20 protein-coding genes are annotated in these 23201 nt (G+C 37.5%); 18 read left to right on the top strand and 2 right to left on the bottom strand.

All coding sequences use genetic code 11. From position 1 onward, the window contains the following. The first annotated feature begins 194 nt into the window (after positions 1-194). Positions 195-1697: an ABC transporter substrate-binding protein gene (locus acsn021_RS14345; protein WP_184094000.1), complete on the top strand. Its 1503-nt coding sequence runs from the start codon at positions 195-197 to the stop codon at positions 1695-1697. Between the two features lie 183 nt (positions 1698-1880). Here acsn021_RS14345 and acsn021_RS14340 read toward each other — a convergent pair whose 3' ends face one another. Further along, positions 1881-2528, bottom strand: a complete 648-nt coding sequence (locus acsn021_RS14340; protein WP_184093997.1) for a TrkA C-terminal domain-containing protein — start codon at positions 2526-2528, stop codon at positions 1881-1883. A 118-nt stretch (positions 2529-2646) separates the two neighbouring features. Further along, on the bottom strand, positions 2647-3021 hold the full coding sequence (locus acsn021_RS14335; RefSeq protein ID WP_184093996.1) for a zinc ribbon domain-containing protein: 375 nt from the start codon (positions 3019-3021) through the stop codon (positions 2647-2649). Between the two features lie 244 nt (positions 3022-3265). On the opposite strand from acsn021_RS14335, the gene acsn021_RS14330 reads away from it, so the two are divergent. The 17 genes from acsn021_RS14330 (at position 3266) to lgt (ending at position 22908) form a co-directional block, all read left to right on the top strand. Next, on the top strand, positions 3266-3727 hold the full coding sequence (locus acsn021_RS14330; RefSeq protein ID WP_184093995.1) for an NUDIX hydrolase: 462 nt from the start codon (positions 3266-3268) through the stop codon (positions 3725-3727). Between the two features lie 223 nt (positions 3728-3950). Then, positions 3951-4910 (top strand): hypothetical protein, encoded by a 960-nt coding sequence (locus acsn021_RS14325; RefSeq protein ID WP_184093993.1) that lies wholly within the window; start codon positions 3951-3953, stop codon positions 4908-4910. Positions 4911-5268: 358 nt separating this feature from the next. After that, entirely contained in the window at positions 5269-6750 is a 1482-nt protein-coding gene (locus acsn021_RS14320) for a UDP-N-acetylmuramoyl-L-alanyl-D-glutamate--2,6-diaminopimelate ligase (RefSeq protein WP_184093991.1), read from the top strand. Positions 6751-6816: 66 nt separating this feature from the next. Beyond that, positions 6817-8274 (top strand): UDP-N-acetylmuramoyl-tripeptide--D-alanyl-D-alanine ligase, encoded by a 1458-nt coding sequence (locus acsn021_RS14315; protein WP_184093989.1) that lies wholly within the window; start codon positions 6817-6819, stop codon positions 8272-8274. Between the two features lie 27 nt (positions 8275-8301). After that, positions 8302-10551, top strand: coding sequence for a replication restart helicase PriA (priA, locus tag acsn021_RS14310; protein ID WP_243182297.1), 2250 nt, complete (start codon positions 8302-8304; stop codon positions 10549-10551). 36 nt (positions 10552-10587) lie between these two features. Beyond that, the gene (gene def, locus acsn021_RS14305) at positions 10588-11067 is read left to right on the top strand and encodes a peptide deformylase (protein WP_184093988.1); all 480 of its coding nucleotides are present in this window, start codon (positions 10588-10590) and stop codon (positions 11065-11067) included. Between the two features lie 136 nt (positions 11068-11203). Further along, positions 11204-12133 carry a methionyl-tRNA formyltransferase gene (gene fmt / locus acsn021_RS14300; protein WP_184093986.1) on the top strand — a complete coding sequence of 310 codons (930 nt, stop codon included), beginning with the start codon at positions 11204-11206 and terminating at the stop codon, positions 12131-12133. A 36-nt stretch (positions 12134-12169) separates the two neighbouring features. Continuing rightward, on the top strand, positions 12170-12871 hold the full coding sequence (locus acsn021_RS14295) for a zinc metallopeptidase (protein ID WP_184093984.1): 702 nt from the start codon (positions 12170-12172) through the stop codon (positions 12869-12871). Next, complete coding sequence (gene rsmB / locus acsn021_RS14290; RefSeq protein WP_243182296.1) at positions 12864-14237, top strand: 16S rRNA (cytosine(967)-C(5))-methyltransferase RsmB; 1374 nt, start codon at positions 12864-12866, stop codon at positions 14235-14237. The genes acsn021_RS14295 and rsmB overlap by 8 nt, the downstream gene beginning before the upstream one ends. 56 nt (positions 14238-14293) lie before the next feature. Further along, positions 14294-15355 (top strand): 23S rRNA (adenine(2503)-C(2))-methyltransferase RlmN, encoded by a 1062-nt coding sequence (gene rlmN / locus acsn021_RS14285; protein WP_184093982.1) that lies wholly within the window; start codon positions 14294-14296, stop codon positions 15353-15355. A gap of 97 nt (positions 15356-15452) precedes the next feature. Beyond that, complete coding sequence (locus acsn021_RS14280) at positions 15453-16175, top strand: Stp1/IreP family PP2C-type Ser/Thr phosphatase (RefSeq protein ID WP_184093980.1); 723 nt, start codon at positions 15453-15455, stop codon at positions 16173-16175. A gap of 16 nt (positions 16176-16191) precedes the next feature. Beyond that, positions 16192-18360, top strand: coding sequence for a Stk1 family PASTA domain-containing Ser/Thr kinase (gene pknB, locus acsn021_RS14275; RefSeq protein WP_184093978.1), 2169 nt, complete (start codon positions 16192-16194; stop codon positions 18358-18360). Continuing rightward, complete coding sequence (gene rsgA / locus acsn021_RS14270) at positions 18360-19238, top strand: ribosome small subunit-dependent GTPase A (protein WP_184093976.1); 879 nt, start codon at positions 18360-18362, stop codon at positions 19236-19238. The genes pknB and rsgA overlap by 1 nt, the downstream gene beginning before the upstream one ends. Positions 19239-19407: 169 nt before the next feature. Continuing rightward, positions 19408-20061: a ribulose-phosphate 3-epimerase gene (gene rpe, locus acsn021_RS14265; RefSeq protein ID WP_184093974.1), complete on the top strand. Its 654-nt coding sequence runs from the start codon at positions 19408-19410 to the stop codon at positions 20059-20061. 130 nt (positions 20062-20191) lie between these two features. Further along, positions 20192-20845, top strand: a complete 654-nt coding sequence (locus acsn021_RS14260) for a thiamine diphosphokinase (protein ID WP_184093972.1) — start codon at positions 20192-20194, stop codon at positions 20843-20845. A gap of 13 nt (positions 20846-20858) precedes the next feature. Beyond that, positions 20859-21956 carry a redox-regulated ATPase YchF gene (gene ychF, locus acsn021_RS14255; protein ID WP_184093970.1) on the top strand — a complete coding sequence of 366 codons (1098 nt, stop codon included), beginning with the start codon at positions 20859-20861 and terminating at the stop codon, positions 21954-21956. A 16-nt stretch (positions 21957-21972) separates the two neighbouring features. Next, positions 21973-22908 carry a prolipoprotein diacylglyceryl transferase gene (gene lgt, locus acsn021_RS14250; RefSeq protein ID WP_243167928.1) on the top strand — a complete coding sequence of 312 codons (936 nt, stop codon included), beginning with the start codon at positions 21973-21975 and terminating at the stop codon, positions 22906-22908. The last annotated feature ends 293 nt before the right edge of the window (positions 22909-23201 follow it).

Below are 23201 nucleotides of genomic sequence, written 5' to 3'. Positions count from 1 at the left end.
AGGAAAAACGAAATAATGTAGTAGGCAATTGTGAAACTTTTTGTTTAGAACAAGGAAGTAGGCGAAAGCACCAACATAAAGGTGACTTGTAAATAATCGGAACCTGTTTTTGGTGATATTGACTACTTCCATCACATAAAATGACTGTTTCGTAATTGACTAAATAATGAATGGGAAAAAGGAGGATGTTTTCAATGAAAAACATGAAAAAGGTATTAAGTCTTATTCTTGTGCTTGCAATGTGCATTGCCGCACTGTCAGCATGCAGCAGTTCCGGAGGTGCTAACGAATCAGATCCTGGAAGCGAGACGGTAAGTACTGATAATGGGGAAAAGGAAATTCTAGAAGGAGAAGACGGTGAAGCAGCCAGCACTGAAAAAGTTTTACCACCGATGACTACCGAAGAGATTACATTAACGTACTGCTCCTGGGAGAATGAAGTTCTGACAAAACACTTGGCCGAGCAGTTTATGAAAAAGTATCCTAATATTAAGGTTGAAGTAGTTACCCTTGCCCTTGACGGATATAATGATTCTTTATTAAACTTAGTTGCTACAGGACAAATGCCGGATGCCTTCTGGATTTTAGGAGAATGTGATTTTGCAATTAATAACCAACTTTTAGGTGATATGACAGAATATTGGGAAAATGATTTGGAAGCAGATAATGTATTAACAACAATCTCAGAAGGAAAATTTGGTTATTACGGTACCGATAAAAAATGGGCAACACCTGTTAAGTTTTACCCGGAAGTAGTATTTGCGAATAAAACAGTATTCGATCAGTTAAATGTAGAGATGCCTTCTACCGATTGGACCTGGGAAGATTTGGTGAATTCTATTAAGAAGATGACAGTGCCAGAACAGGGCATCTATGGCTTTAACCAGTATAGAACCATGGTAACCTGGTATCCAGTTGCTTCGGATGATAATGTATGGGGAGAATTCGGCTGGGATGGTACAAAATTCGATATGACGAACTGGGCAGAGGGTATTAATATTCAAGCAGAGTTGGTAAATGGTAAATATCATGCGCCGGGATATGACACAGATGAAGCAGAAGCTGCTTTTGGTGACAGAACCATGTGGGCAGCGTATTCCGGTAAAATTGCGTATCAGTTTGATGCCTGGTGGACGTTTAACAATTTATTTGCAACTAAAGAATACTTAGATCTTGGTCTTGTCTATGTACCTTATAACGTACCAAGAGCCAAAGGAACCTCAAGCAGCCACTCAATGGGAACACTTGATTTTGGCGGAATATCTTCGGCAACGGAGCATCCGAGAGAAGCCTATGAATTATTAAAATTCATGAACTGGAATGAAGAAGGATGGTTGGCAAAGATTGATGCTTACAACACACTGACCAATGCAGACGGAACAAAATTGTCCATGGATGCTCTTCCTATAACTTTAAGTTCTACTGTGTGGGAAAAGGTAAGAGAATTTTTCCCAGGAGCAGATGATTCTTATGGCAGAGGACCGTACTTTGATGCATTCTTAGAAAAATGTAAAGAACCAATTCCATATGGAGGTACTATAATACCTGGCTTTGGTACCTTTATAGCAGAAGGATATGCAGGTGCTGAGGATGCGGTACTTAATAATGGTGTAAATGCGCATGATCTGGCGCCGGATTTGACGGAGAAAGCGAATACAGCCAACGCTGCAGCAATGGAAGTGTTAAAAAATCAATAAGGAAGAAGTAATTTGTAGATAAAAAATAATAGTATAAAACAGTAGTATGTATGAGATTAAATCCGCCCTGGTCGGTTTTTATAGACCAAGGCGGATTTTTGCATTATCCTTTAAGCTCTTTGCTGGCGGCTGCTATGTGATTAGGATGCAAAAAGTCCTCTCATAACCATTTAGTATAGCTGGTTATTTATTCGTAGATGTATTATCTGGATACATAAAAATTCTTGCTCGTTGCTGGCTGTTCTCATCGCCGACAAAATAGAGAATATCCTGCTCCATAAAGACTGCATAAGGGCCGGGTGACATAATAAGGGAATCATTGCGTTTGATAGCTATAATGGTAGCAGTGGTATTATGCCAGAAATTAACTTCCTCAATTGTTTTATTAAGATAGGGAGTTTCTGGTGTTATCTCTAATTCAAATGGTACAAATGGATTAATGCTACGGAAACGGTCAGTATGGTCTATTAATTTAATAAGACTCTGATTAAAATGTTCCAGTTCTTTTGTCTGTCTTTCCACACTTTCCATTATCTCATGCTTCAAATTATTTATAGTCTGTATATCTTTGTACTGTCTTACAAATTTTAAAGCATTTTCATAAGATTTTATCACGACTCCGCTGCCTTTTGTAGTATCTACAATATTCAGGTCAGACAGTATACTAATAGCTCTCCTTGCTGTCTCAGAAGAAACTCCGTAAGTACTGGCAAGGGAAGATCTTGCATAAATCTTATCTCCTACAGAGTACTGTTTGTCGACTATTTTTGCTGCAATATCGGTTGCAATCTGTTGGTATCTTGGAGTGGTTATTTTAGGTTTCTTTTCCATAGTTCTCCTGTCTGTGTGAACGCACATCTATCTAAATATTCATTTATTCTATATTTGTATACTATAAGTTATTTCCTGTAACGTCCCTTTTAATCCGAAAGATCAACTTTGTAAGAATTTATAAACAGCTTCCACATTTAGAACAAAAAGAATCTTCTGGGTCGGATATGCGGCCGCAGGTCGGGCATTGTTTTGAAGAAAAACGATTATTACCTGTGTAGGCTATCGTTAAGTCACTCTCTAAAAGAGTTACCGGCTCTCCCCTTTGAATTCTTTTTCCTAGTTCCTTTTCTATGGAATATATAGTACTACAGCAGGAAGATTTAATGTAGTATTGCTTGTTCCAGCGAAGTACGGGGATAAAGAACAGGCTCAGGCAGGTATAGGTCATAAATACTTCATATCTGCCGAATTGCCCACAAACATTACAGACAAAGGTCTGAACAAAATTAATTTTTTTCTCTCCAGAAGATATTCCCATAATAAAAAACATATCTAACTCCTATCTGCATATTTCACACAATATGTAAATGTATTTAATTAGGGCATGTCTTAATACGCATACTCTAGAAGAGTATATCATAGAAGGGGAAGATTTAAAAGATGTGTTACCGGTTCTGCCAGGGAATTAAAAGAAGGGGTTGGCAAAAGAATAGTTTTATGCTAAAATAGAACTGATGTTTGGGTTGGCAAAGGTATGCGAATTAGATAAGATTGACTGTTATAAGGAGGATAGTATGACTGAAGTACATTTTTATGATTCAGTAGAAGATGAACTGCTTAAATTTGCAGTTATTGTATCAAAATATCAAAACCAATGGGTTTATTGTAAGCATAAGGAAAGAGCTACCTTTGAAGTGCCGGGAGGACACCGGGATAGCGGCGAAGATATATTAGCTGCTGCAAAACGGGAACTTTTTGAGGAAACAGGAGCAATAATTTATGATATATATCCAGTATGCGTTTATTCAGTAAAGAATACAATAAATAAGGAGACACAGAATCATAATGAAAAACAGGAGTTAGATGAGGAGTCCTACGGCATGCTGTATTTTGCTAATATCAAAGAATTTGGGCCTATGCCCGATTCTGAAATGGAAAAGGTGGTATTTTTTGATTCACTTCCAGAGAACTTAACGTATCCACACATTCAGCCTAAACTTATTAGTAAGATAGAGGAAATAGTAAATAAATACTAAAAAATAATTGTTAAAAGGTACTATTGTAGATGAAAGCGAAACACAAGCAGGTGGAAGTTTACAAAAAATACCATATATGTTATTATAAGTTGTTAAAAATAATTCATTCGTTTACATTGCATACCAAATCTGCTTAGATATGGTGAGTGAAAAGAATTTTTTTATATTAATCTTGGGGGAGATTAGCGTATATCATTACTTAAAAAGAAAAGGGGCGTTTTATATGGCAGAGGGGATATTAGAGGTTAAGCCATTTCAGGATACATATTATTATTCCTGTCATGATAATCCTATTATTTCTCTGATTTATTCAGTTAGAGGTGACATATTACCGGTTTTACAAAATGATATTTTTTATTACGGGGAAGAAGGATTACTTTCTGTAAGCCGAAAAAGTAAAAAAGATGTTTTTCAATTGTTGAAAGAGGAAGGCTTCAGAATAGAAAAAGTAGGCATGGTGCCGGAATTAATTCAAGTAATAAAAGAATATCGGAAAAAGAATTTTTTTCTGTTTGTTCCTGTGGATGCCTGTTATATAGCAGCAATTGAAGAAGTCTATCATAAGGGGCATTATAATAATTACATGTTGATACTTAGTGAATATAACGGAAATATTACCTATATTAATACCATAGGAGTTGATACAGCAGTAAGGACCTGTAGTAGTGAGGAAGTTCGGTTAGGATACCAGTCGGAGCATAATCCCAATAAAGAGATTGTAATAATAAGTTATGAGAAAAAAGAAACCAATTCTTCCGTTTTTTCAGCCAGAGAGAATTTTCTTAATAACTACCGGGAAAATCAAAGGTTTATCATACAAGGAATTAACCGAGTTGAAGAATTACTTCATTATATAGAAGAAAAGTTATATAAACCGGGGCAGTGGGAAGAATTCTATAGAAAGAATGAGCTTTTCTTTCAGACATTAGTACCGATTCGTATGGTTGATAGGATTGGTTCTCAATATTATCAGCATTGCAAATTATTTCAGGATTGTTCTACGATAGTGAATATTCGAAAAATGATTTTAGAGGAATGGAATGTTATCCTAGCAATTCTTCACAAATACAATCTCAAGCTTTCCAATGAGAAGAATTCACTGTTACCCTTTTTAGAAGCAATACAGAAGGTTTGTGTACTGGAAAAAGAGTATATCTTAACTATGGAGTGGTCTTATTTGTAATAGATACTGCAATACTGGCTTGTATAATCCTCTGCTTGACCTTGTTGGTGACTTTGTTTCTTCATTGACAAGGTTTTTCAGGTGTTATATAATTAACGGTGAAATATGCCAAAGTTCATTCGCTGTGGAACATATCAATTAAGTACTGACATACGATTTTTGTCATGAATTATTCCCATCCAGAGTATTATTTTGGATGGGATTTTGTAATATAGTATTAATAATGTATAAACAACGGGCTGAAAGAAAATATAATTTAGGAAAGGATATGCCACCAAGCCGCTTTCAACCTTGCATTTGTGGCTGGAAACTGTTCCACTTATATTAAGTAAGAACAGTTTTTCATTAGGTACATTTTATGAAGTTATCAGATCTTTTAAAAAAGGTAGAGTATAAGATTTTAGAAGGAACAGTGGATAAAGACATAACTGCTTTAATTTATGATTCCAGAAAAGCGTCTGAGGGGTGTGTATTTGTATGTATTCCAGGTGCCGTTAAAGATGGACATGAGTTTGTAACGGAGGTATCTGCAAAAGGAGCAGCAGCCGTCATTGTGGAAAAAAGGGTTGAGGTACCGGAGGGGGTAACGGTGATTCAAGTGCCTAACAGCCGTCTTGCTTTGGCATGTATGTCCGCAGCTTATTTTAATTATCCTGCATCCAGATTAAAAACCATTGGTATTACCGGAACAAAGGGGAAGACAACAACTGCTTATATGGTAAAATCCATTCTTGAAGGTGCCGGTGTAAAAACTGGACTTATCGGTACAATAGAAGCAATCATCGGTGAAGAGGCAATACCGGCAGGGAATACGACCCCGGAATCCTATGTTATCCAGGAATATTTTCATAAAATGGAAGAAGCTGGCTGCGATTGTGTAGTTATGGAGGTTTCTTCACAGGGATTAATGCAAAACCGTGTAGCAGGGTTCACGTTTGATTATGGTATTTTTACTAATATTGAACCGGATCACATCGGCCCGGCAGAACATAAGGATTTTGATGAATATATGGCCTGCAAAGGGTTGTTATTTAAAAACTGCAAGGTAGGAATCGCTAATTGTGATGATGTCCACATGGAGCAGGTAACAGAAGGTCATACTTGTTCGTTAGAAACCTACGGAACCAGTGAAAAGGCTGATTTACAGGCAACGAATATAGACCTTCACAGTAAAGATGGTACACTTGGAGTTTCCTATCAGGTGAGAGGTTTGTTAGAGATGGATGTAATGTTGGGTGTGCCGGGTAAGTTTAATGTCTACAATTCCCTTACAGCAATTGCTATTTGCAGACATTTTGGAATTGAAATACCTGTTATACAAAAGGCACTTGAAGCTGTAAAGGTAAAAGGAAGAGTTGAACCAGTAAAGGTTTCTGATAATTTCTCTATGATGATAGACTATGCTCATAATGCTATGAGTTTAGAAAGTCTGTTATCAACTCTTAAAGAATACAATCCGAAACGGTTGGTCTGCTTATTTGGCTGCGGTGGAAATCGTTCCAAATTAAGAAGATTTGAAATGGGAGAAATAGCATCTAAGCTTGCAGATTTAACAGTTGTAACCTCTGACAATCCTAGGGATGAAGAGCCGGAAGCTATTTTGGACGATATTATAACGGGTGTAAAGAAGGCGGATGGTGCTTATATTGCAATTATTGACAGAAAAGAGGCTATCCGCTACTGTATGGAACATGCACAAGAAGGTGATGTTATTATCTTAGCCGGTAAAGGGCATGAAGATTATCAGGAAATTCGTGGAGTTAAGTATAAGATGGATGAAAGAGATTTAATATGTGAAATACTTGCTGAATTAAAGGCAGAAGGTAAACAGATATTATAGAATCGTATGTAAGCATTAAAAACAGTTAAATAAAAAGTAAAAAGCAGGAAAGAAAGCAGGAAATCTATGGTAGCTTTAAGTATAAAAGAGATTGCAGATGCGGTTGAAGGCATTATATATGGTGATACTGGTGTAACAGTCACTTCTGTCAGTACCAATTCAAAAAATTTATCACCGGATGCTTTGTTTGTACCTATTATCGGCGAGAGAACAGATGCACATGATTTTATGAATGATGCCTTTGAAAACGGTGCAAAGGCGTGCTTAACCAGTCGGGAATTAGAGTATGAAACAGATAAAGCCTATATTAAAGTAGAAGATACCCTTAAAGCGTTGCAGCAACTTGGTACCTATTACCGTAATAAATTTTCCGTTCCGGTAGTAGGGATTACAGGAAGTGTGGGTAAAACAACTACCAAAGAGATGATTGCAGCTGCACTGGAAACCAAATACCGTGTATTAAAAACAGAAGGCAATATGAATAGTCAAGTAGGTCTTCCCTTAATGATGTTAAGACTGGAGCCCGAGCATGAAATTGCGGTTATTGAGATGGGGATGAGTGAAGAAGGAGAAATGGGAAGACTTGCAGATATTGCAAGACCTGAAACGGCTGTCGTAACTAATATCGGCGTGTCCCATATTGCGCAGCTAAAAACCAGAGAAAACATTAGAAAAGAGAAACTAAATATTATTAATTGCTTTTCAGAAACTTCGGTACTCTTTGTTAATGGGAATGATGATTTGTTATGCGAGTTGATACCTGAGAATGGCAAGGCTCTAGATGAACTTAAATTAGGTCAGGTGACAGAAGAAAAACTGACCGGTTGTAAAAGAATAGCTTATGGAACGGCATCCGGCTGCACTTATCTGGCTGAGGATATCCGAACACAAGACGGAGGAACTCGTTTTACTTATAAAAAGATAACATATAATGAGCAAAAGGAAGAAAAACTGTTACTGGAAGAAGAGATAACTTTGCAAGTGCTTGGTCTTCATAATGTTTATAATGCCCTTGCGGCGCTTGCGGTTGCGGAGCTGTATCAGATACCGGCTGCTGTTGCAGGGGAAGGGCTGAAACATTATCTGCCCATAGCTATGAGGGGACAGATAAAAGAGGTAAACGGTTTAACTATAATTGATGATTCTTATAATGCAAGTCCTGACTCTATGAAAAGCGGGGTGCAGGTATTACTGGCGCTTGAGAATGTGAGACGTAGAGTTGCTGTACTTGCAGACGTTAAGGAATTAGGAGAAATATCAAAGCAATGCCATTATGAGGTAGGCGTTACCATCAGTTCCTTGAAGGTGGATGCTCTGATAACCGTTGGGGAAGATGCTGCCTATATTGCACAGGCAGTGAAGGATCAAAAATCACCAATAGAAACATATTGCTTTGATGATAACCAGACGGTTTCTGACTTTTTAAGAAGTTATCTAAAACCTGGTGATGGAATACTGGTAAAAGGATCCAGAGGTATGAAGACTGATGAAATTGTGAACTATTTAATAGCTCACTTTAAATAAGTGTGAAAGTAAAGGCAGGTGATTGGCGTGTCAATTAAATATGCAGATATTATTGTGGACATATCCCATGAAAACCTGGATAAAACCTATCAGTATTCTATACCGGAGGAGCTTCTTGCGAAGGCGGTTATTGGAGCAAGGACATTAGTACCCTTTGGCAAAGGGAATCGTTTTATAAAAGGATATATTGTTAATATATCCAGCAAACCCAATTGGAAGGTAGAGGCCATTAAACCAATTCATGAGATTATAACCGATGCATTGGTGATTGAAAGTCAGCTAATACACCTTGCATATTGGATTAAGGAAACCTTTGGTGCTACCATGAACGATGCATTAAAGACGGTTATACCGGTTAAAAAGTCTGTAAAAGCAAAGGAAAAGAAAAGTATTCGCCTAATAGCTGCAACAGAGGAAGCACATGAATTCTTAGAACTTTCAAAAAAGAAGAATAACCGTGGCAGGGTCAGGTTATTAGAAGAGCTTCTTAAGGAAAAAGAACTGGATTATGATTTGGCAGTCAACAAACTAAACATAGCCAGACAGACTATCAAGGACCTGGAACATATAGGTATCATTACTACTGATGCTAAAAGACTTTACCGGAATCCGGTACAGGCAACTGCATCAAATCGAAAGGATATTATATTATCACCGGAGCAAAAGCAAATTGTGGAGGACATTATTAATAAATACAGGGAGGGTATTTATACGGCCTGCCTGCTGCATGGAGTTACCGGCAGCGGTAAAACAGAAGTCTATATTGAAATTATAGCAGAGGTAATATCACAGGGGAGGCAAGTTATAATGCTGATTCCGGAAATTGCACTAACTTATCAGACGGTTATGCGGTTTTATAATCGGTTTGGTGACAGAGTCTCTATCATGAATTCAAGACTTTCTCAGGGAGAACGGTATGACCAGTATCTGCGGGCGAAGAATGGTGACATTGATATTATGATAGGTCCCAGGTCAGCCTTATTTACTCCTTTTGAGGATTTGGGTTTAATTATTATTGATGAAGAACATGAGGGAAGTTATAAGAGTGAGCATCCGCCTAAATATCATGCCAGAGAGGTGGCAATAGAACGGGCAAGGCTTTCCGGTGCCGGTGTGATACTTGGATCAGCTACCCCGTCTTTAGAAGCCTATTATAAAGCACTGCAAGGAGAATATATATTATATACTCTGCCAACAAGAAACGGAGATGGCTGCCTGCCGGATATATGGGTGGAGGATCTAAGGGAAGAATTAAAAAAGAGAAATAAATCTATATTTAGCATAAGATTAAAAGAACTTATGCTAGACAGACTTCAAAAGAAAGAGCAGATTATGCTTTTTATTAACAGGCGTGGCTATGCCGGCTTTGTATCCTGTCGTAGCTGTGGATATGTTATGAAATGTCCTCACTGTGATATCTCCCTGACAGCTCATAATAACGGGAAGCTGGTATGTCATTATTGCGGACATGAAGCCGCAATGCCGGATAAATGCCCTTCCTGTAGTTCAAAGTACATTGCCTCCTTTGGGACAGGTACCCAGAAAGTAGAGGAGATGGTAAGAAAAGAATTTCCTGGAGCAAGGATACTGCGAATGGATATGGATACAACAAAACAAAAGGATGGTCATGAAAAGATATTAGCAGCATTTTCTAACCAGGAGGCAGATATACTGGTAGGTACCCAGATGATTGTTAAAGGGCATGATTTTCCCAGAGTAACTCTGGTAGGAATATTAGCTGCAGATTTATCCCTTTACGCTTCTGACTACAGAGCTTCTGAACGGACGTATCAGCTGTTAGCTCAGGCGGCAGGAAGGGCAGGAAGAGGGAAACTTCCGGGAGAAGTAGTTATACAGACATATCAGCCGGAGCATTACAGCATTGTAGCTGCTAGTCATAATGATTATGAGGGATTTTACAGACAGGAAATGAATTATCGCAAAATGCTTATGTATCCGCCGGCGGCTCACATTCTGGCGGTATTAATTGCAGCTAAAGATGAAGGAAAGGGCTTGTTGGCATCTGAATTAATAAGCGGTGCAACAAAAGAGTGGCTTTCTGCGGAAGGCTTTGAGAAAGAAACGGTTGTAATCGGGCCTGCTCCGGCGTCACTTTCCAGAGCGAATGATATATATCGCTTTATGCTATATATAAAACAATTAGAATACAGAGTTCTCATTGGATTGAAAAACTATCTGGAGGGGTATATTAATTATTCAGAACAATTTAATGGATGTACGGTACAATTCGATTTTGACCCAATGAACAGCTATTAACAGCAGAAGATTAAAGGAAAAAGGAAGGATGATATTATGGCAATACGAAATATACGGGTAATTGGAGATTCTATATTAACAAAAAAATCAAAGGAAATTACAGAAGTTACACCAAAACTAAAAACATTAATTGAGGATATGTTAGATACCATGTACGATGCGGAGGGTGTAGGGCTGGCAGCACCTCAGATAGGTATATTAAAACGGCTGGTAGTAATTGATGTATCGCCGGAAGGAGATAGTCCCATTATATTAATAAATCCTGAAATTCTAGAAACGGATGGGGAACAGACCGGAGAAGAAGGCTGTTTAAGTGTTCCGGGTAAATCGGGCGTGGTAACAAGACCTAATTATGCTAAAGTGAAAGCATTCAATGAAAAAATGGAAGAGATTATTGTGGAAGGAAACGAGCTTTTAGCCAGAGCGCTGTGTCATGAAATCGATCATCTCAATGGCGAATTATACGTTGATAAAGTGGTGGGTGGTCTTCACTCTACGGCAGAAAGAGAAGAATAAAAAGAAATAAATAATACGGATTAAAAATATATTAAGGAATCCTAAAGTCTTTCTTAAAGTATGGATTTTATCTTTTCCTTCTTATATAATAGGTATAACTTGTAATAATAAAATTGCAGGTTCAGGAGGTAATCATTTGAATATTGTATATATGGGAACACCAGAAATAGCAGCAGTAATATTAGAAAAGTTAATACATTCAAAACATCATATCCAGGCTGTTGTTACACAGCCGGATAAGCCCAAGGGAAGAGGAAAACAGATGCAGGCGTCTCCGGTAAAAGAACTGGCTCTTAATCATAACATACCGGTATATCAACCTTTGAAAGCAAAGGAGGAAGCCTTTCTTGCAATATTAAAAGAAATCAATCCGGATATTATTGTGGTTGCGGCATTTGGACAGATTCTAACAAAATCAGTGTTGGAACTTCCTAAATATGGCTGTATTAACGTACATGCTTCACTACTTCCGAAATACCGTGGTGCAGCACCTATCCAGTGGGCAATCATTGATGGAGAAGAAAAAACCGGTATAACGATTATGCATATGGATGCAGGAATTGATACGGGAGATATGATATTAAAAGAAGAAATCCTTATTGCCCCCAAGGAAACAGCGGGAACCCTTCATGATAAGCTTGCAGTGTGCGGAGGAAGCCTTCTTCTTAAGGCACTTGAAGAAATAGAAGCAGGAACGGCAGTCAGGGAAAAGCAAGAGGAGACAGAAGCCACTTATGTTAAAGTACTTGATAAAGCCATGGGACATCTTAATTTTAGGGAGCCGGCAATTAAACTGGAAAGATTCATCAGAGGATTAAATCCTTGGCCAAGTGCATATACCTATCTAGAGGGGAAAACCCTAAAGATATGGGATGCAGAGGTTCTTGATGAAACAATGGACGGGCAGCCGGGAGAGGTTGTAAGAATAACTAGAGACTCGATTGTTATAAAAACAGGTCAAGGCAGTTTAGCGTTAAAAGAGATTCAATTAGAAGGCAAGAAGCGAATAACGGTAGATGCCTTTTTAAGAGGTTTCAATTTGCAGCAAGGTACCATATTGAATTAAGCATAAGCACCATTAGGTGCGGAAAAGGAGGGTTTTATGCCATATTTCTATCCTTATATTGACTCAACGTATATATTAGTTTTAATCGGTGCTTTATTATCATTGGCGGCATCAGGAGTGGTAAAAACCACTTTCAGTAAATATTCCAAGGTGAGAAGTTTGTCAGGAATGACCGGAGCCCAAGCAGCAGAACGTATTCTACACTCCGCTGGAATCTATGACGTAACAGTGATGCATGTAAGCGGCAATCTCACAGACCACTATGATCCAAGGAGTAAGACTTTAAAATTGTCAGACAGTGTATATAGCCAAACCTCTGTAGCGGCAATCGGTGTAGCTGCCCATGAATGTGGTCATGCCATCCAGCATGATAAGGGGTATATTCCTTTAACATTAAGGTCCGCCCTTGTACCAGTTGCCAACATTGGTTCTGCCATTTCATGGCCTTTAATTATAGTAGGTGTTGTATTAAGTTGGTTCCAGCCTTTAATAACCCTTGGAATCATTTTATTCTCTTTTGCAGTAATCTTTCAGTTAGTAACCCTTCCGGTAGAATTTAATGCCTCTGCCAGAGCGGTTCGTATATTAAATGATACGGGTATCTTATATGGTGAAGAAGTTACCCATACGAAGAAAGTATTAAGTGCAGCAGCACTCACATATGTGGCAGCAGCAGCAGCTTCCATACTACAATTGTTAAGACTTGTCATTTTATTTGGAGGAAGAAACCGTGACTGATAAAATAAATCAACTGTCAGGAAAGGCACCCAGGGAGATAGCCTTTGATATCTTAAATGATATTTTGGAAAAAGGCAGTTTTAGTCACACGGTAATGGCAAATACGTTAAATCAGTATCAGTATTTAAAGAAACAGGACAGAGCATTTATTACCAGACTGTGCGAAGGAACTTTAGAACGTATCATAACCCTTGACTATCTGTTAAATCAATACTCCAGTGTTAAGGTTTTAAAAATGAAACCTGTTATTCGCAACATATTGCGTATGGGATTATATCAGATTAAGTATATGGAGGTTCCGCCTTCAGCGGCCTGCAACGAAGCGGTTAAACTTACGAAAAAGCGTGGCTTTACAGGTTTGTCTGGATTTGTAAATGGTGTGTTAAGGAGCATTATCAGAGAACCGGATAAGGCAAAGTTTCCGGAAGAAAGTAAAGACAAAGTCTCATACCTAAGCATTGTCTATTCGATTCCTGATTGGATTATTAAGGGATGGTTAAACCAATATGACTACGATACAGTAAAACAAATGCTTGAGGGATTTTTAAGCTCTTCAAAAGAAACCAGTATAAGATGTAACCTGAATAAAGTTTCTGTCAGTGAGTTGAAAGAAGCATTGACACAAAGCCAGGTGAAGATAGTCGATGGGGAGTATTTGCCCTATGCTCTTAAGATATCTGAGTATAATTATCTAAATCAGCTTACACCCTTTTTAAATGGATGTTTTCAAGTTCAGGATGAAAGCTCTATGTTGGTGGGTGAGTTATCGAAAGCAAAGCCAGGTGACTATGTCATAGATGTTTGCGCTGCACCGGGTGGAAAAGCACTTCATATTGCAGAAACAATGGAAGGAAGCGGACATGTTGAGGCGAGAGATGTTACGCAGAATAAGGTTAGGCTGATTGAGGATAACATAAACCGTCTGGGATATAGAAATATCACAGCAAGGGTTTGGGATGCTTTCATACTTGATGAAGAAAGTGTTTCTAAGGCTGATCTTGTGATTGCAGATTTACCTTGTTCTGGTCTTGGAATAATAGGCAAGAAGCCGGATATTAAGTATAATATGACAACAGAAAAGCAAAAATCCTTAGTACAGCTTCAAAGAGATATACTAAAAGTTGTGACCCAGTATGTAAAACCAGGTGGTATATTAATGTATAGTACCTGTACAATCAATCCCGGTGAAAATGAAGAAAATGTAAAATGGCTTTTAGAAACCTTTGATTTTGCACCAGAGTCCTTAGAAGAGATATTGCCGCCAGGTTTAAAGATTGCTACAGCTAAAAAGGGATATTTACAATTGCTGCCGGGAATCCATGGTACGGACGGTTTTTTTATTGCCAGGTTTAAGAGAAAAGTATGAATTAAAAGGAAGGATTGTAAAAGGAGCTTTTTAAGCTTCACCAATGGTAAAAAAATGTGCAAGAAATAATTTCAGAAAAGATAGATATAAAATCACTAAACATAGAAGATATAAAAAAAGTTCTGGAAACCTTAGGCGAGAAAACCTTTCGTGCGAATCAGATTTATGAATGGCTTCATGTAAAATTAGTTTCTGATTTTGAGGAAATGACGAATCTTTCAAAAGTCTTAAGAGAACAATTAAAAGCAAACTGCTCTATAGCAAATCTTACGGTTTTAAATAAGCTAGAATCAAATACCGGAGAAACATCCAAGTTTTTATTTCAATTAAGGGATAAAAATGTTCTTGAAAGTGTCTTGATGAAATACCACCACGGTAATTCTGTTTGTATTTCCTCACAAGTTGGCTGTAAAATGGGTTGTAAATTCTGTGCCTCTACGCTTAATGGTTTTGAACGAAATTTAACCACAGGAGAAATGCTTGATCAGATATATAAAATTCAGAAAATATCAGGGGAAAGAGTATCTAATGTTGTTGTTATGGGTACAGGAGAGCCTCTTGATAATTTAGAAAATCTCATTAAGTTTATTCATATAATATCGGATGAGAAAGGGTTAAATATCAGCCAGAGAAACATAACGGTATCTACTTGCGGACTGGTTGACAAAATCAAGGAGTTAGCGGAGGAAGAGCTACAGATTACCCTGGCATTATCCTTGCATGCACCCAATGATACAGTTAGACGGGAGCTTATGCCTATAGCGTTACGATATGATTTGGATACAGTACTTGCTGCCTGTGAATACTATTATAAGAAGACAGGACGAAGATTGACTTTTGAATATAGTCTGGTAGAAGGGGTCAATGATTTAAGTGAGTATGCAAAGGAGCTTGCGGGCAGATTAAAAGGTATGAATTGTCATGTTAACTTAATACCGGTTAATCCAATTAAAGAGCGAAATTATCGCCAATCTCAGGCTAAAAATATACAAAATTTTAAAAATATACTTGAAAAATACAGAATTAATGTTACTATTAGAAGGGAAATGGGTACAGACATCGACGCAGCCTGTGGGCAATTAAGAAAGAGTTATATAGACAAGACAATGGATTACTAATTACAATAGACGGTTCAGTCTGTATTCAATATTTTCCACCTGTCAGCCAGGAAACCAAACGGACTTGACTGGGTTTGGATGTCGAGGAGGTGTAATCGTGAAGTCATTTTCAATAACAGATGTTGGTGAATCGCGGCATATCAATCAGGATTATGTGTTTTGTGAAGAGAACAGCATTGGAGGATTACCGAACTTATTCATTGTAGCTGACGGAATGGGAGGCCACAATGCCGGAGACTATGCCTCCAGATTTTGTGTTGAGGTATTTACAAAAAGGATTCGCGAGAACCAGCAAAAAACTCCAATTGGAATGATTGCAGATGCATTACAATATACCAATGATTTGCTTTTGGAAGAGGCAAAAGAAAAAAATGACCTGCAAGGTATGGGAACTACTTTTGTGGTATCGACAATTATAGACTCAGTTCTTTATGTTGCCAATGTAGGTGATAGCAGGTTATATATAATTCGTGGGGATATAAAACAAATTACCGAGGATCATTCCTTGGTTGAAGAAATGGTTCGAACAGGGGAAATAGATAGGGAGGATATGCGTTTCCATCCCAACAAAAACATAATTACAAGGGCACTTGGTGCAGGAAGTACCGTTTCACCGGATTATTTTGAGGTTGAATTAAAACCCGACGATATTGTGTTAATGTGTTCGGATGGGTTGACGAATATGATGGATGATAAGGAAATTATGAAGATAGTAAATGATAATAAAGAGGATTTAGGGCTTGCAGCTAAAATCTTAGTAAAAAAAGCAAACGACAACGGCGGTAAAGACAATATATCCATAGTAATGGTAAAACTATAGAAAGAGGTGAGATGGAATGTTAAGACCGGGAATGTTTATCAGTGACCGATACGAGATAATAGATAAAGTAGGCTCTGGCGGAATGGCAGATGTTTATAAGGCCAGATGCCATCGATTAAATCGTTTCGTTGCAATAAAAGTACTGAAACCTGAGTATAGTGATGATAAGAATTTTGTTAAAAAATTCAGAGGAGAAGCACAGTCGGCAGCAGGATTATCCCACCCCAATATAGTTAGCGTATACGATGTTGGCGATGATAACGGTTTACATTATATCGTCATGGAATTGGTTGAAGGCATTACTCTTAAAAATTTCATTGAAAGAAAGGGTAAGCTTGATATCAAGGAAGCAGTCGGAATTGGTATCCAAATAGCTATGGGTATGGAAGCGGCACATCTTAATCATATAATTCACCGGGATATAAAACCGCAGAACATAATAATATCAAGAGAGGGTAAAGTAAAGGTTACGGATTTTGGAATTGCGAAAGCTACGAATTCCAATACCATAACCTCTAATGCCATGGGCTCTGTACATTATCTTTCACCGGAACAGGCAAGAGGCGGTTATAGTGATGAAAAGAGTGATATCTATTCTTTAGGTGTGACACTGTATGAAATGCTGTCAGGTCAGGTTCCTTTTGCAGGGGATAATACTGTGTCTGTTGCTCTGCTGCATATTCAAGGAGAAGCTACTCCATTACGTGAGCTGGATCCGAACATACCACTTAGCATTGAAAAAATTGTACAAAAGTGTATGCAGAAAAAACCGGAGAGACGTTATCTGACAGCTTCAGAACTTATTACCGATTTAAAACGCTCAATTTCAAATCCCAATGGTGATTTTGTAGTTATCCCTCCTGCGGCAGTTAGTGATTCTCCGACTATTATGATATCAGATGATGAAGTTAATCATATAAAAAATGCTACAAAAAGCACAGCTGACTTTGATACGACTGCGGATTTATTTCAAGCCACTGATGGCAGACGCACAAAAACGGAAGTGGTGGAAGAAACTGCTGAAGAAGAGGATGATTTAGACCGTGTTGACCCAAGAGTAGAAAAAATTGTTTTCATTGGTTCTATTGCAGCAGGTGTTGTGTTGGTAATTCTTATAATCTTCATCGTTGTAAATATATTAAATCTATTCCCCAGTGGCAATAAGAATAATAACGACCCGGAGCCAACCATAACTGTTACACCTTCACCATCGCCCACACCAGAAGTTGAGGAAGTGGAGACTATCATTCTTCCATCTGTTGTAGGACTTTCTTTAGAGGATGCAAAGAAGCAGCTTTATGAATTATCTCAAAGTCTGAATATTGTGTCTAAAGAAGCCGCTTCTAATGATTTTAAAGAAGGTATTGTATTCGAACAAAGTTTGAAACAAGGGACGGAAGTCAATGCGGATGCAAAAATTGAACTAAGTGTAAGTACAGGAGCTGAATCCTTTGAAATACCTAATGTCTATAATTTAACTGACAGCCAGGCTGTTACTAAATTAGAAGAAAAAGGACTTGTAGTAGAGCATGAGTTTGAGGACAATGATGAAATAGAAGAGGGCAGAATTATTAAAACCAGTCCCGAGAGGGGCAAACAAGTCGTTAAGGGTGATACGGTAGTTGTGTTTGTAAGCAATGGACCGCAAACCGTTAATGTGCCCGACTTATTAGGTTCAACCAAATCCGAAGCAGAAAGTAAATTAAATGCTTTAGGTCTGAAATTAGGTAATGTTACAGAAGACTATTCAGAAACTTATGAAAAAGATAAGGTCATGAAACAAGGGCAGGCAAGCGGTACGGCTGTAAAGAAAGATACCACGGTTGATATTGTAATAAGTCGTGGTTCAGGAGTAATACAGCAACCAGAATATACATCTTACTTCGGACAGGTAAATGTTAATGAGAATCCGTTTGACTATTCCGGCGATAGTGGTATTATCAAATTTATTTTAGATCAAAAAGGAACCTCTACTGTTATTGAGAAAACAGAATTAACTTATGATGATTTCCCTTATGCAGTGGATATTGTAACAGACAGTAAAGCCAATGCCACTCTTCATATGTATGTAGGAAGATATGCAGATGCGGGAGCAGATGGTGCTGTACAGGAAAATGGTGTATATGTGGTGTATGAGCAATATCCAACTTCCTGGAAAGTACATCTGAATCCGGTGACAAACTAATGACAGGAAAGATTATTAAAGGAATTGCAGGATTCTATTATGTCTATGTAGAACAGCACGGTCTTTATGAGTGTAAAGCAAAAGGAATTTTTCGTAACCAAAAAGTAAAACCTTTAGTAGGTGATAATGTCTCGATTGATGTTTTGGATGAAGAGGGAAATAAAGGCAATATAACGGCGATTTTGCCCAGAAATAATGCGTTAATCCGTCCGGCAGTAGCTAATGTGGATCAGGCCGTAGTTATTTTTGCTGCGGCAGATCCAGCACCTAATTTAAATCTCTTAGATCGTTTTCTGGTTTTAATGTTGAAACAGCGGGTTGAAACCATTATTTGTTTTAACAAAAGAGACATTGTCACTGAAGATGACATTCTCTTGTTAGAAGCGATTTATAAAAAGTGTGGTTACCACGTAATATTTACCAGTACCTATACAGAAGAAGGTCTTCTAAAACTTAAAGAATTATTGAAAGACAAAACTTCGGTAGTAGCAGGGCCTTCCGGTGTGGGTAAATCATCTATTGTCAATCATATCCAGCCTGAAGCGGATATGGAGACCGGAGAAATCAGCGATAAGATAAAACGAGGTAAACATACCACACGGCATTCTGAAATCATTTATATTCAAAAGGGTACTTACATCTGCGATACACCTGGATTCAGTTCATTATATGTAAATGACATGGAAAAGGAAGAGTTAAAAAATTATTTTATGGAATTTAGAGACTATGAAGATGCCTGCCGTTTTCAGGGCTGTGTGCATATTAATGAACCGGGATGCGCTGTAAAGAATGCCGTTAAATCCGGAAAAATAAGTGAAATCCGCTATGAAAATTATAGTGTTTTATATGAAGAACTAAAGAATATAAAGAAATATTAAGATACGCAAGTACGAAACAGCCATTTATGTGATGGAACTAGTGAAAATCACCAAAATAGGTTACGATTAGTGGCAAGTCACCTTTATTTTGGTGATTTCGTTTACTACATTACGCTAGACGAAGAGTTTCGCAATTGTATAAAATTAAGTATAAGCAAGGAGAAATCGTATGTATAAGTTAGCACCGTCAATTTTGGCTGCAGATTTTGCCAATCTGGGTAATCAGATAAAAAAAGTGGAGGCTGCGGGGGCAGAATATCTGCATATCGATGTAATGGATGGTGCATTTGTACCAAGTATTTCTTTTGGAATACCTATCATACAATCAATAAGACCTTTGACAAAATTAGTATTTGATGTTCATTTAATGATTGAGGAACCCATACGTTATCTTGAAGATTTTGCCAAAGCAGGGGCAGATATTATTACTGTCCATGCAGAAGCTTGTAAGCATTTAAACCGTACGGTGGCAAGAATAAAAGAATTAGGATTAAAAGCCGGTGTTTCCCTGAATCCTTCTACATCCCTTTCAACCCTGGATTATATCTTAGAAGATTTAGACATGGTTTTGTTAATGAGTGTCAATCCAGGTTTTGGCGGACAGAAGTTTCTACCATTCACATTTGATAAAATACGAAGTTTAAGGGGCATTTTGGATAATAAAAATCTTTCAGTAGATATTGAAGTGGACGGAGGAATATCAAGCAACAATGTAGCTGCAGTAGTTAAAGCCGGTGCCAATGTTATTGTGGCAGGAACAGCTGTCTTTGGAGGAGATATTGAAGGGAATATAAAAGGATTTAAAGAAATATTTAAGCTGTAATATAACGGAATCGAATGAAGGAAAGGATGCCAAAGATAATTTTTTGTTAAATGAATTCAAGTCATTTTAATCAGATTATTGATTGGCAGCAGTATAGCAGCTTTGCTGTAATATACAGTGGATATAAGAAATGATAAGAGCCTTGATTATAACCGGAGGAAGTATATCAATCCCTTTTGCAAAAGAATATTTAAAAAATCAGAATTTTGATTTGGTTATAGCTGTGGATAGCGGACTTAGAGCAGTTAAGGAACTTAGTATCCCGGTTTCTTTCATTGTTGGGGATTTTGACTCAGTGCCGGAGGAGATACTGGAATATTATAGAAAGAACTCCAGTGAAAGTATTTTTCTGGAATTTAATCCAATGAAGGATGCAACCGATACCCAGCTTGCTCTTGAACTGGCAATAGAGAAAGGTGCAATGGAAATCGTCCTTCTTGGAGCAACAGGAACCAGGCTTGACCATACCCTTGCCAATATTCATCTTTTGAATATTTCACTTAAGGAACATAGAAAAGCATACATTATAGATGAACATAATAAAATATATCTGATAAATGAGAATATATGTATAACAAAAGAGCAATTACACGGACCTTATATCTCCCTACAGCCTTTTACGGAGCTGGTCCAGAAGGTTACTTTACAGGGTTTTTTGTATCCGCTAAAGGATAAAGACATGAATTCTTATGAAAGCCTTGGAATAAGTAATGAGATAATAGAAGAGAAGGCGGAGATTAAACTACAATCCGGTATTCTCATCGTAATTGAAGCAAAAGACTGAAAGGAAGAATTATATGAAATTAGGTATCGTAGGTTTACCCAACGTTGGAAAAAGTACATTATTCAACTCATTAACGAAAGCAGGAGCGGAGTCAGCAAACTATCCTTTTTGTACAATTGACCCTAATATAGGTATTGTGCCGGTGCCGGATGAAAGATTGAAGGTATTAGGAGATTTATATAAAACAGAAAAAGTAATACCAGCAGCCATTGAATTTGTTGACATTGCGGGGTTGGTAAAGGGTGCTTCCAAAGGAGAAGGCTTAGGCAACCAGTTCTTATCAAATATCCGTGAAGTTGATGCAATTGTTCATGTAGTAAGATGCTTTGAAGACAGTAATATTATCCATGTTGACGGTTCTGTAAATCCATTACGTGATATTGAAACCATTAATCTGGAATTGATATTTTCTGATATTGAAATTCTGGAAAGAAGAATTGCCCGTACCTCAAAAGGGGCTAAGAATGACAAGACACTTGCAAAAGAATTGGACATGCTAGGTGTTTTAAAGAGTCACCTAGAAGATGGTAAATTGGCTAAGACCTTTACACCTGGTGATGATGAAGAACTAGAACTTTTAATGAGTCTCAATCTACTTACCTACAAACCGGTTATTTATGCTGCCAATGTAAAAGAAGATGACCTAGCAGATGATGGAGAAAATAACTCTCAGGTTGCAGAAGTTAGAGAATTTGCAAAAAGTGAAAATTCTGAAGTTTTTGTTATTTGTGCACAAATTGAACAAGAAATAGCGGAATTAGATGAAGATGAAAAGAAGATGTTTTTAGAAGAAATGGGACTTTCAGAGTCCGGTCTTGAGAAGTTAATCCGAGCAAGTTATCATATCCTGGGGTTGATTAGCTATTTAACAGCCGGCCCTAAGGAAACAAAAGCCTGGACTATTACAAAGGGGACTAAAGCTCCTCAGGCGGCAGGAAAGATTCATACGGATTTTGAAAGAGGTTTTATCCGGGCGGAGATAGTTAGCTATCAGAATCTTGTGGAATGTGGAAGTTACAATCTGGCAAAAGAAAAAGGTTTGGTGCGTTCTGAGGGAAAAGAATATGTTGTACAGGATGGTGACGTTGTTCTGTTCCGATTCAATGTATAAGAAAGCGGTGTAAAGTATGATGATTAGTGTAGCGACGAGTATTATGTTTCCGAATTTGGGAATAGAATTAAAAAATGTAGGCTCTTTCATCGAAATTTTTGGTTTTAAGATTATGTATTACGGTATGCTTATAGCTTTTGGTATGGCAATGGGATATCTGGTAGCGGAATGGCAGGCGAAAAGAACGGGACAGAATAAGGACTTGTACTTAGATTTTGCATTATATGCTATCATACTGTCAGTGATTGGAGCTAGAATATACTATGTTGTATTTAGCTGGGATGATTTTAAAGATAATCTAATAGATATTTTTAATACTCGTAACGGCGGACTGGCAATCTATGGTGGGGTTATAACAGCAGTTATAACAGCTTTTGTATACACAAAAGTTAAGAAAATATCCTTTGGATTATTAGCGGATACAGGTTGTCTTGGACTTATTACCGGTCAAATTATTGGTAGATGGGGTAACTTTTTTAATCGGGAAGTATTTGGTAAGTACACTGATGGAATTTTTGCTATGCTTTTAGATTTAAGAGATGTTAGCTATGACTACACAATGCCGGTGGAACAGTTGGCACAAAAGTATACTGGAAAGACAGAAATCTATAATAACATTATGGAAATCAGGAATAATCCTGTCATTATTGATGGAATAACCTACATTCAGGTTCACCCAACCTTTTTGTATGAATCCCTATGGAATTTAATCTTGCTGATACTTCTAATCATCTACTCGAAGTATAAAAAGTTTGACGGTGAAGTTGTCCTGTTATATCTGGCTGGTTACGGTCTGGGAAGAGCTTGGATTGAAGGAATCAGAACGGACCAATTGTTTTTAGGTAATTCACCCATAGCAGTGTCTCAATTGTTATCTATTATATTAGTAATCTGTTCGCTTTTTATTATTGCTTATAAGCGTATAAAATTAAAAACTGTGAAAGCTTTTTAATTCTACAAGGAAAATGTGTAATAATTTCCAGTAATGTATAAAATTACCTGATAATTCAGAAAAACAAAAGGAGGAATAGGACTAAAGCCCTATCCCCCCTTTTTCGCCAAGTTATTGGCTTATATTGTCTTATTATACTGATAAATACAACATATTGCATTATTTTTGCATAAAAATACAAACTTTCAGAAATTTGTTGGAAAGCTTGTATTTTTTTTGCTTAGAAATACTTGATATATTCCCTAATGTGGTATAAAATAACCTTATAAGTGGAGTAAAGTGGTGCGAAGTGG

It is taken from the genome of Anaerocolumna cellulosilytica (assembly GCF_014218335.1).
GTDB classification, from domain to species: Bacteria; Bacillota; Clostridia; order Lachnospirales; family Lachnospiraceae; genus Anaerocolumna; species Anaerocolumna cellulosilytica.
This window is presented reverse-complemented; position numbering and strand designations above follow the sequence as displayed.

What these genes read in the sequence shown, in the direction of transcription:
- acsn021_RS14320 (WP_184093991.1), top strand. Translation starts at nt 5,269, where the DNA reads ATGAAGTTATCAGATCTTTTAAAAAAGGTAGAGTATAAGATTTTAGAA.
- rsgA (WP_184093976.1), top strand. Translation starts at nt 18,360, where the DNA reads ATGACAGGAAAGATTATTAAAGGAATTGCAGGATTCTATTATGTCTAT.
- acsn021_RS14325 (WP_184093993.1), top strand. Translation starts at nt 3,951, where the DNA reads ATGGCAGAGGGGATATTAGAGGTTAAGCCATTTCAGGATACATATTAT.
- rpe (WP_184093974.1), top strand. Translation starts at nt 19,408, where the DNA reads ATGTATAAGTTAGCACCGTCAATTTTGGCTGCAGATTTTGCCAATCTG.
- acsn021_RS14295 (WP_184093984.1), top strand. Translation starts at nt 12,170, where the DNA reads ATGCCATATTTCTATCCTTATATTGACTCAACGTATATATTAGTTTTA.
- acsn021_RS14335 (WP_184093996.1), bottom strand. Translation starts at nt 3,021, where the DNA reads ATGTTTTTTATTATGGGAATATCTTCTGGAGAGAAAAAAATTAATTTT.
- lgt (WP_243167928.1), top strand. Translation starts at nt 21,973, where the DNA reads ATGATGATTAGTGTAGCGACGAGTATTATGTTTCCGAATTTGGGAATA.
- acsn021_RS14345 (WP_184094000.1), top strand. Translation starts at nt 195, where the DNA reads ATGAAAAACATGAAAAAGGTATTAAGTCTTATTCTTGTGCTTGCAATG.
- acsn021_RS14315 (WP_184093989.1), top strand. Translation starts at nt 6,817, where the DNA reads ATGGTAGCTTTAAGTATAAAAGAGATTGCAGATGCGGTTGAAGGCATT.
- def (WP_184093988.1), top strand. Translation starts at nt 10,588, where the DNA reads ATGGCAATACGAAATATACGGGTAATTGGAGATTCTATATTAACAAAA.
- ychF (WP_184093970.1), top strand. Translation starts at nt 20,859, where the DNA reads ATGAAATTAGGTATCGTAGGTTTACCCAACGTTGGAAAAAGTACATTA.
- acsn021_RS14260 (WP_184093972.1), top strand. Translation starts at nt 20,192, where the DNA reads ATGATAAGAGCCTTGATTATAACCGGAGGAAGTATATCAATCCCTTTT.
- pknB (WP_184093978.1), top strand. Translation starts at nt 16,192, where the DNA reads ATGTTAAGACCGGGAATGTTTATCAGTGACCGATACGAGATAATAGAT.
- acsn021_RS14330 (WP_184093995.1), top strand. Translation starts at nt 3,266, where the DNA reads ATGACTGAAGTACATTTTTATGATTCAGTAGAAGATGAACTGCTTAAA.
- acsn021_RS14340 (WP_184093997.1), bottom strand. Translation starts at nt 2,528, where the DNA reads ATGGAAAAGAAACCTAAAATAACCACTCCAAGATACCAACAGATTGCA.